The following is a 9248-nucleotide window of genomic DNA, read 5'->3' as shown; positions in this document are numbered from 1 at the left end:
GCTGGTCTTGCTGATTTATACGAAGCAAACCAAATGTCTACAAGTACAATGGTATCGCATAACTTAACTCGCGCTAAAGAAGAATTATCTTTATAAAAAACCTTTATAAAATGCTTTATAGAGTGCTCTTATTTAGAGCACTTTTATAAAATAGCGAGAGTAAAAAGCCCATGTTAGGTTAATCCCTAACATGGGCTTTTTTGTGTTTTTTTAAATTACCTGAATTTTGATGATATTAAAAACATGTTTACTTTTGTATTTCAAATACTCTTTATTAGATGAGCATTATTAATTAGTAGTAGGGTATAAACTTTGTTTTTAAACTTACATACCTAAATAAACCTATTTGAAGCGTTTGCTCATTCTTAGAAAAAGTTACATAGATAGATTTAAAATTTTTAGCGTTTAATATAAGTTAAACCTAGAAAAAGCACTTTTAAATATAGATTTATCCATGCTTTTAATTCCTTTTTCATCATAAATTCCGAAATAGTATTTATCACTGTTAACCTCTGCATTTCATCGCGCTTTATGAGTAATTTAGGTATAGGGCTTATAAAAATGCATTGTTATTTAGTTTAAAATTTTTTTTCATTATTGTATATTTTAGATGAAGATGATTTATTTGATCATTTTATACTGTCAGGTATTTTATAGGCTTGACCCAAATATTTTAAATATATAAAGGACTAACTAATGGGCTACGATGTAACTTTTCATGCAATTTCTAAAAACGAACTTAAAAAATATGTTTATGACGTTTTAGAGGATCCGACTTTAGCTGAAGAGCGTGGTAAAGAACTTACTGATGATGAAAGCGAGCAAGAGTTTATTCAAAGTATTTATGGCAATATGAGAGAGTGGCTGAGCGCGTCACAGCAAGAGCAGAATGACTTTGCAAAAACTTTTTCTTTTGCTATTGCAGCAATATCTGGTTATCTCCATGATTTTTATTACTCACGAAACTTTGCGTTATCTTTTATTGAGTTTGAAGATCACCCAGGCTTTTTTAAAAGTTATACATCTATTGAGGGCTCCCCATTAGTTGACTGTACTGATTTAAGCGGTGGGAACATAGAAGGTAATTACAGCGCTTCAGGTTTTAGTGATGATGCTAAAGGCATTTTTGAACTAATGGAACAGATAGATTTGGATGTAGACGAAGAAGGGTTAGATTCATTAAAAAGGGCGCTAAAATACTGCGTTGATAACGACTTGCTGTTTTTAGAAGCAAGTGACTTAGTGGTTCCTTTTTCAAACGAAAGCTTTACAAATACAGATAAAATGAAGGCACACTTTCTTAAAAATATAGAAGGTTAAAATTTCTACGAGTTAATTTACTAAGGGCTATTGATTTAAAACTAACGTTAAATAGCCCTTATATACATTTCATTTATTAGACTAAAGTCTATAGGTTAATTTTCTTCACTTATTAGGTTTGTTTTAATCGTTTGTCGGGGTTGTGTTAATTCTTTAAAGTTCAGTTGTCGGCAACAAGCACGGCTTAACTAATAGGAATATAACCATGAAATCACTTATCAAAACTATCGCTCTTAGCTCTTTATTAACATGTTCAGCTGCTGCAATGGCTAACCAAAGTGACTACAAATTAATGGTTATAGAAGCTGCAACAGCGCCACAGCCACTTGAGCAATCATTTAATAGCTGCGCACTGAATGTTAAGTCAAAAAACTACGCACAAGCTGAAGAAATTTGTACTAAGGCAATTGCACTTTTAAAAGACGCAGATGGTCCTAAATTTAAAGTACGCCAACTTACGTCATTCGCATTAAGCAACCGTGGTGTTGCACGTTTAAAAGCGCATAACGACACTGCTGGCCTTGCTGATTTATACGAAGCAAACGAAATGTCTACAAGTACAATGGTATCGCATAACTTAACTCGCGCTAAAGAAGAATTATCTTTATAAAAAGCCTTTATAAAATGCTTTATAGAGTGCTTTTATTTAGAGCACTTTTATAAAATAGCGAGAGTAAAAAAGCCCATGTTAGGTTAATCCCTAACATGGGCTTTTTTGTGTTTTGTATAGCGTTAATTCAGCTTTGCATAGCTGTGTTTAAAGGCGCTTTGCGATAACCACTAAGTATTTTAGTTAACATGAGTAAGTCTTTCATTTTTTAAAAATGACATCCTTTTACCTATTTACTAGGTACAAGTTAAGTACGGATGAGCATAAATAGTATCGTTTTCAACACTTGCGTATAGCCTGTTTTATAGCGAATATTTAGGGATGAACTGCTTTAATACATCAAAAATACTACATTATTTAAATTCTTAAATTACATTTGAAACTCTACTTTATTTATTAAACACTTTTTTAATCTGTTTTTTACTTAGGTTTGCTGTAAAATTAATGGCTTAACATTTGTGTATCAATATTTACAGGTGTTATTACTGATTAAATATTCAAACCAATTTAAGTAGATCTTATGATTTTTTATATTATTGGGTTAAGTACGCTGGTGATTATTTTGTGCGTGGCAATTTATGTAATTTATAGCAATATACATAAAAGCCGGGTAAGAAAGTCAAATGAATACAACGTACTGTTTGATACAGACACGATAGTGGATGAGCTAATCAATCAACTAACAGAAAAAGATCAAACTCAAGAAAACGAAGAAGAAACAGCTAAAGGCAAAGAAGAAATCCTCGCAACATTTGTTCAACTACATCGTTCTGGTAGTTTTTGTGCACATTTAAGTGAACAGGAAATCATTTTCTTTGTTAAAAAGAAATTAAACATGGAGAGTAATAAAAATGGCTAGCGAACAGAGTGTAGTTCCTGCAGTAAAAAGTGATTCTTTTATTGATCGATTTGGTCGTAGAAATGTAATTTTAATAACATCGATTGTTGTTGTATTAGCGGTAATTGCAACGCTTACATCGCAAGTTGTTTCGTGGAATGAAGCTGATGAACGTTTGGTTCACCAATCAGCTTTTACAGGTAACTTAACCGTAATAAATCAGGCTGGTCCTTATTTAAAAGCGTTTGGTACTACATCGGCTTATAAAAAAGTAATTTCGATTAACTTTACCGGTGACGCAGGCGCAACAGCAAGCGCAATTGTACCGTTAATACCGATTCGATTTTTAGATACGACAACGGGCGGCGCAAGAGGTGTTTCTCGCTTTAGATTACCAGGCAATGTACCTGCAGCTGAATCGGGTTCTTTACGCGGTTTGCTTAAAATACACGAAGAGTTTGGTTCACAAGAAACATTAATATCTAACTTGTTGATGCGTGCGACCACTGAAAATGTAAAAGCGTCGGCGCGTATGATGTCGGTAGAGCAACATTACTCTGGTGGTAATGGTCAGTTAAGCCAAGATTTTGCTGATCAATTAACTAACGGTATTTTTGTTACTGAACAAATTATTAGTACGGGTGAACGTGATAAATCTGACGATTTGGGTAATTTAAGTAAGCAGCAGCGTGTAACTATTAATATTAAAATGGACGATGAAGGTAATGCGCTACGTAATGCTCCTATTTTAGGTGCATATGGTATTACAGTAGTTGATGCCAGTATTATTGATATTGATTACGAGAGCAAAGTAAATGCTCGTCTTGAGGCGCAAAAACAAGCCGCAGCTGATGAAGCATTAGCACGTCAAAATCTTAAAAAAGCAGAGCAGCAAGCACGTACTGAAGTTGCTTTAGGTGAGCAAGCAATTGCTAAGCAACGTGCTGAATCAGAAAAGCTTAAAATTAAAGAGCAAATTGATGCTGAGCGAATTAAGGCAAATGCTATTATTTCTGCGCAGCAACGTGTTGCTGTAAAAGCGGAACTTGCAAAAGAGCAAGAAGAGATTTTAAAGCAACAACGCTTAGAAGCATTAGGTATGGACGTTTTAGCTGAGGCTCGTTTAAGAGCTAAGTCTGCGGCACTTGACCCTAAGTATGTATTTGATGAAACGTTAAAAGCAGAAGTTAAAATTCAAACCGCTTTATTTACGAGTTTAGGCAATAGCCGTTTAGTGCCTGAAATTGTAATTGGCGCGAGCCAAGGTGAGCAAAGCAATGGCTCTGAATTTATGCGCTTATTAGCCGCTGACGCTGCATTAAGCCTTAAAAAACGTTTAGAAAAAGAGAAAAAATAAATAATTTACTAAATATATAAACAATATTGAGGTTTAGCCTTTAAATACTTAGCTTTTAAATATTATTATATAAACAATAAAAAACGCTGACCAATAAGCATTGGTCAGCGTTTTTTATTGTGCGTATTTTGCTATTGTACTGTTTAGGTAAGCTTTGTGGCTTATTAAACATGTATTTAGGTAATAAAAGGTAAATAGTGAGCAGTTATGGATTCGAACAGTAATCAATTTATTTTAGATTTAGGGCAAGAGCATATTACTATTCAACGACGATATGAGGCGTTAGGTGCATTGAACGATTTTTTTATTGCGGTGTGGTTTTTAATTGGTAGTTTTTTCTTTTTAAATGATGCGTTAGTGCAAAGTGGTACGTGGTTGTTTATAGCGGGTAGTGCTCAATTACTTATAAAACCTGTTTTGAAGTTGATCAGCTTAGTACATGTTAGTCGGGTGTTTCATTCAAATAAAACACCATAAATACGACTCATGATGAGTTCAGTTATTATGACTAATAATTTACCAGTATAGGTAAATTATTAGTTAACCTGAACTCTGGTTAAGAGATTTACTAACATATTGAATCATAGTGATATTTAAATTTATTCTCTCTAGTCAGAGATTTTTAGTGAAAACAAGGCGAATTTACGCGTCAATAGCTGGTCTATTGCAAGTAAATTCAACGCAGTTAGCGCTGAAAATAGCTGCTTGAGATAGATTTATTATCCAGAGTTCAGGTTAGTTATTAAATATCAAGGATAGAGCATTGAAAGTACTTAAATGGATTACAATTGGTATAGCTACTTTATTAATTATAGGCTTACTAATTCCCGAAAAAATAATGATTCCGGTACAAGGTGCTACAAGTAAGGATTGGAACCATAATACGTTTTGGTATGAACCTTGGGGTAGGTCGGGTGTGCACAAAGGAATTGATATTTTTGGTAAAAAAAATACCCCCGTAGTTGCCTCAACAAGCGGTGTTGTTATATTTGCAGGTGAGTTAACCCGTGGTGGTAATGTAGTTGCGGTGCTTGGACCCAAATGGCGAATACATTACTTTGCACATTTAAATAATTACTCAGTAAATACCGGTGATATGGTTAGTATAAATAGCCAGATTGGTTTATTAGGTGATACAGGAAATGCGGCGGGAAAACAGCCTCATGTACATTACTCTATTTTATCGTTGGTGCCCATGCCGTGGCTTTTTACAACGCAAAGCCAAGGGTGGAAAAAAATGTTTTTTTTAAGCCCTCATAAAAAACTTACCAAGTAACCAACAATAATATTCACGATAAAGTTATGTTTTTATCAAAATCATATAAATATTCATAATTTTATATAAAAATATTGGTTTATTTATAAGTCAGCTTTACTGAATAGTAATGTTTTTTCAGAAATAACCTACCTACTTTAAGTAACTTGGCTTTTCGTTTTAGAAATGGTCTTTTTTTAATAAGTCATTGTTATAATTGTAAAAGTTAAGGTTTTAAATGTGAAATATAAAAAAATAAAAATACACGAATAAAGTATGAATAAATTAATGTTTTGAGTTATCCCTAAAAGTAGCATTATATTTTTTATAAGTTACTTTTTAAGTTGATAACAGGTGTTAACAATTTTGACTTTAGTCTATTTTTATTTAAAATCAACGCTAAATTTATATTAATAATACTAAAAAAGACAAATATTGAGCATAACTTGCGTTGTGAATAACTCGATATTATCTGTGGCTTATTATTACTCCTACCTTAAATACTGTTAAACACGGAATACGATAGTTACTAACTTGTGCAAAAAAATAAAAAGCGCAAATAAAGGGATTTAAAATGAAATTTAGAATAAAAACGATAGCAGCCTCGTTATTTGGGGCTGGTATTAGCTTATCTGTGTTTGCTGAAGATATAGAACTATATGTAAATCACAATGTAGAAACTGATGAAAAACCACGTGTAATTATTGTGTTTGATACATCGGGAAGTATGAAAAACAAGCTGCCTAATGGTATTAAAAAAGTAGATGCCGGTATAAGTGCGATGAGTCAGTTGGTTAAGGATAATGACTCTATTGATTTTGGTTTGATGCGCTTTAGACAAAATGAAGGCGGTTATATTATGGCAGGNCCAGCCGCTGGTAGCACTCCGGTAACAGAAACATTATGGGAAGCTTATTTGTACTTAACAGGTCAAAAAGTTGAGTATGGTAAAAAGTCAGATGAACGTGACTTTTTAGCTGAAACCGGAACGTCAAATAACGATAATAACTCTCGGTATATTTCTCCATTTACTCAAGCAGTTGGTTCTGATGTACGTTGTGATAATTCAATAAACTTAATTTTAATGACCGACGGCGACCCTCAAAGTGATACTCAGAGTAATACTGATATAGAAGATCTTTATAAATCTACTTTTGGTTCATATCCTACTACAACAAGTAGTAGTTATTTAGCCGCTTTAGCCCAGATTATTCATGGAACAAAAGACGTTGAGATAGATTTATATGATACCACTGCAGATATAGCTGACACTGGGCGAGTTTTTACGATTGGTTTTGGTGATGGTATGAGCACTAAAGGCAAAAAGTTATTAGAAAAAACAGCTCTATTAGGTGGTGGTGAGTATTTACACGCAGATACCTCAGAAGAGCTTTCAGAGGCATTGAATAACACGATTTCAAAAATACGAGAAGTTAATGATAGTTTTTCGTCTCCTTCGGTAGCAAGTAATAATGTAGATCAAACTCGTAGTCGCGAATCTATTTATTTCGCAATGTTTTACCCAGAAACCGGTGCACGCTGGAGCGGCAACTTAAAAAAACTTAAAGTATCTGGCTCTAATATTTTAGATTCTGATGACAACATAGCCATTGATAACAATGGGTTAATAGATGAAAAAGCGCGTACTTTTTGGTTGCCAGACAATAAGCCAGCAGATGGTAATTTAGTTGCTCAGGGCGGGGTTAATTTACTCTTATCGACTCTTGATACTGATAAACGTAAAATTTACATTGATAGAGCAGGCAGTATTGTTGACTTTAACATTGAGAATGTCGAAAAAGTTTTAAATTTAGATACAAGTACAGCAACTGATCTTGTGCCAGACACAGCTTTAACATTAGATCTAAAGGATGTTAATTGGGCAAGAGGCATTGATGTTGATGACGAAGATGCTGATAGCATATCCACTGAGCAACGCTCTGATATTTTTGGAGATCCGCTTCACTCTAAGCCAGTATCAATAGATTACGGTGATGGGAGTATTCGTATACTAGTTGGGACTAACGCTGGCTTTTTGCATATGTTTAAAGATAAAGGCGAGACTGTTGAAGAAGAATGGGCCTTTACACCAGCTGCACTATTAAAAAACATTCCAGCGTTACGTTCAAATTTAGCCAATACCAAAGTGTATGGAATGGATGGACCTATCAGTGTTTACTTTAATAACAAAAGTTTAAATAGCGAAGGTTTAAATGATGGTGTTGTTAAAGCGAGCGAAGGTGATGAGGTTTGGGCATTTGCAGGTATGCGCCGTGGTGGAAGAAATTATTATGCCTTGGATATCAGCACTCCCGAGCAACCTTTAAAGTTATGGAATAAACCTATTATTGGTGGGTCAGAAGAGTTTAAGTATTTAGGACAAACATGGTCTAAACCTCAAGTTGCATATATTAAAGCGTTTGGTAATGAGCCATTGCTAGTATTTGGTGCGGGCTACGACGTTAATAAAGACAATGCACTAAGATCTAATGATTCTATCGGACGTGGTATTTATATTGTTAAAGCTAAAACGGGTGAAAAAGTATGGGCGCTTACTCCCGAAGAAAATAGCTTTACCGGTGAGCACAGTATTGCTGCCGATGTAACGACTCTTGATTCTAACTACGACGGATATATTGACCGAATATACGCAACCGACACCGGTGGCAATATTTGGCGAGTGGATATGCCAACCGATAATAAGGATGATTTTACCCACTTTAAACTTGCAGAATTAGGAAGCACTTTAGCTTCACAAGACAGGCGCTTTTTTTATAAACCGTTAGTTGCTAGAACTATTTTTAGCAAAGCGACTAAAACCAGTGTTGATGGCAAAATTGTTACTACGCGTTTAGATACTCCTTACGATGCAATAGTGATAGGAAGTGGTAATCGTTCAAATCCACTTGCGACTAATGAGCAAGACCAACTCTTTATGATCCGTGATGAAAATACATTAACTAAATCTTTTGATGAGTTTCCTGTTCCTATTCAAATTGATGACTTAATGAAAATGAACGATGACCCTTTTGGTAACAAGCTTGATGATGTTGAAGGGTTTATTAACCTTGAAGTAGATTTAGGCGCATTTAAAGGTTGGCGTTATGAGTTGGGCACAGGTGAAAAGTCACTGGCGGCAGCAACAGTTGTAGGCGGCGTAGCTTACTTTACTTCTTTTACACCGGCATCGGTATCATCAACTCAAAACCAGTGTTCGCTAACTGGCGGTGGTGGCTCGCTTTATGCCTTTCATCTTCATTATGGTACTAAGGTTTACGAAGATTTAAAATTTACTACCAGTTATGATGTACCAGATACTCCACAGTTATTTTTTGGTGAAGGTCCTTCGTGCGTTGATTCAAATAATAATGGCTATTGCGATACGACTAGTGGAATAGAAGATATTGAAGTAACGCAAGTTAGTAAGTTCTATTTAATAGGTCCTGGTATTGAAGGATCGAATAAACCCATTCAACCAATTGAAGTACTTGGTCCTAATTTAAAAGTTGTTGATGGTAAAATTGAGCTGACTGATAAAAATAAAATGCTCGGTATTGGGTTTAATACGCAACAAACTTATATTTTTAAACGAGAAGAATACGGCTCAATGGCTGATTAAAATATATTACTTATGAATTCAAACCCACCTAAATAAGGTGGGTTTTGTTTTTAATATTAGCCTGCTACAGGGTTTTTACCTGCGCGAATATTTTTAATGCTTTTAATAAACATGTAAATACAGGTAGTTATTAAACAGCCTGCTAAATAAAATACAATACCGTTTGGTGCATCAGATAAATGTGCAGCAAGCATAGGGCCAAATACCGAGCCAATGCTGTAACTTAAAAGCATAACCTCAGTTGCCGAG

7 protein-coding genes and 1 pseudogene are annotated in these 9248 nt (G+C 34.6%); 7 read left to right on the top strand and 1 reads right to left on the bottom strand.

Annotation, left to right across the window (positions count from 1 at the left end; all coding sequences use genetic code 11):
* Positions 1–696: 696 nt before the first annotated feature.
* From L647_RS0120955 to L647_RS0120925, 7 genes are all read left to right on the top strand, one after another.
* Entirely contained in the window at positions 697–1320 is a 624-nt protein-coding gene (locus tag L647_RS0120955) for a hypothetical protein (RefSeq protein WP_024612756.1), read from the top strand.
* 205 nt (positions 1321–1525) lie between these two features.
* Positions 1526–1930, top strand: a complete 405-nt coding sequence (locus L647_RS0120950; RefSeq protein WP_024612755.1) for a hypothetical protein — start codon at positions 1526–1528, stop codon at positions 1928–1930.
* 520 nt (positions 1931–2450) lie between these two features.
* Complete coding sequence (locus L647_RS0120945) at positions 2451–2789, top strand: hypothetical protein (protein WP_024612754.1); 339 nt, start codon at positions 2451–2453, stop codon at positions 2787–2789.
* Positions 2782–4125: an SPFH domain-containing protein gene (locus L647_RS0120940; RefSeq protein WP_024612753.1), complete on the top strand. Its 1344-nt coding sequence runs from the start codon at positions 2782–2784 to the stop codon at positions 4123–4125. Before L647_RS0120945 ends, L647_RS0120940 begins: the two co-directional genes overlap by 8 nt.
* Before the next feature lie 207 nt (positions 4126–4332).
* Positions 4333–4602, top strand: coding sequence for a YrhK family protein (locus tag L647_RS0120935; protein ID WP_024612752.1), 270 nt, complete (start codon positions 4333–4335; stop codon positions 4600–4602).
* Between the two features lie 286 nt (positions 4603–4888).
* Positions 4889–5401: a M23 family metallopeptidase gene (locus L647_RS0120930; RefSeq protein ID WP_024612751.1), complete on the top strand. Its 513-nt coding sequence runs from the start codon at positions 4889–4891 to the stop codon at positions 5399–5401.
* 553 nt (positions 5402–5954) lie between these two features.
* Positions 5955–8999, top strand: coding sequence for a PilC/PilY family type IV pilus protein (locus tag L647_RS0120925; RefSeq protein ID WP_024612750.1), 3045 nt, complete (start codon positions 5955–5957; stop codon positions 8997–8999).
* 56 nt (positions 9000–9055) lie between these two features.
* On the opposite strand, the pseudogene L647_RS01000000124760 reads toward L647_RS0120925, so the two are convergent.
* Positions 9056–9248 (bottom strand): annotated as a pseudogene (locus L647_RS01000000124760) (MFS transporter); the annotation flags it as partial.

The sequence above is a fragment of the Pseudoalteromonas sp. TB64 genome, from assembly GCF_000498095.1.
Lineage (GTDB): Bacteria > Pseudomonadota > Gammaproteobacteria > Enterobacterales > Alteromonadaceae > Pseudoalteromonas.
Note: the sequence above shows the minus strand (reverse complement) of the source record. Positions and strands in the feature narration are given on the sequence as shown.

Bases quoted from the DNA above. Each gene is read 5' to 3' on its own strand.
- L647_RS0120945 (WP_024612754.1), top strand. From the start codon at position 2,451: ATGATTTTTTATATTATTGGGTTAAGTACGCTGGTGATTATTTTGTGC.
- L647_RS0120935 (WP_024612752.1), top strand. From the start codon at position 4,333: ATGGATTCGAACAGTAATCAATTTATTTTAGATTTAGGGCAAGAGCAT.
- L647_RS0120940 (WP_024612753.1), top strand. From the start codon at position 2,782: ATGGCTAGCGAACAGAGTGTAGTTCCTGCAGTAAAAAGTGATTCTTTT.
- L647_RS0120950 (WP_024612755.1), top strand. From the start codon at position 1,526: ATGAAATCACTTATCAAAACTATCGCTCTTAGCTCTTTATTAACATGT.
- L647_RS0120955 (WP_024612756.1), top strand. From the start codon at position 697: ATGGGCTACGATGTAACTTTTCATGCAATTTCTAAAAACGAACTTAAA.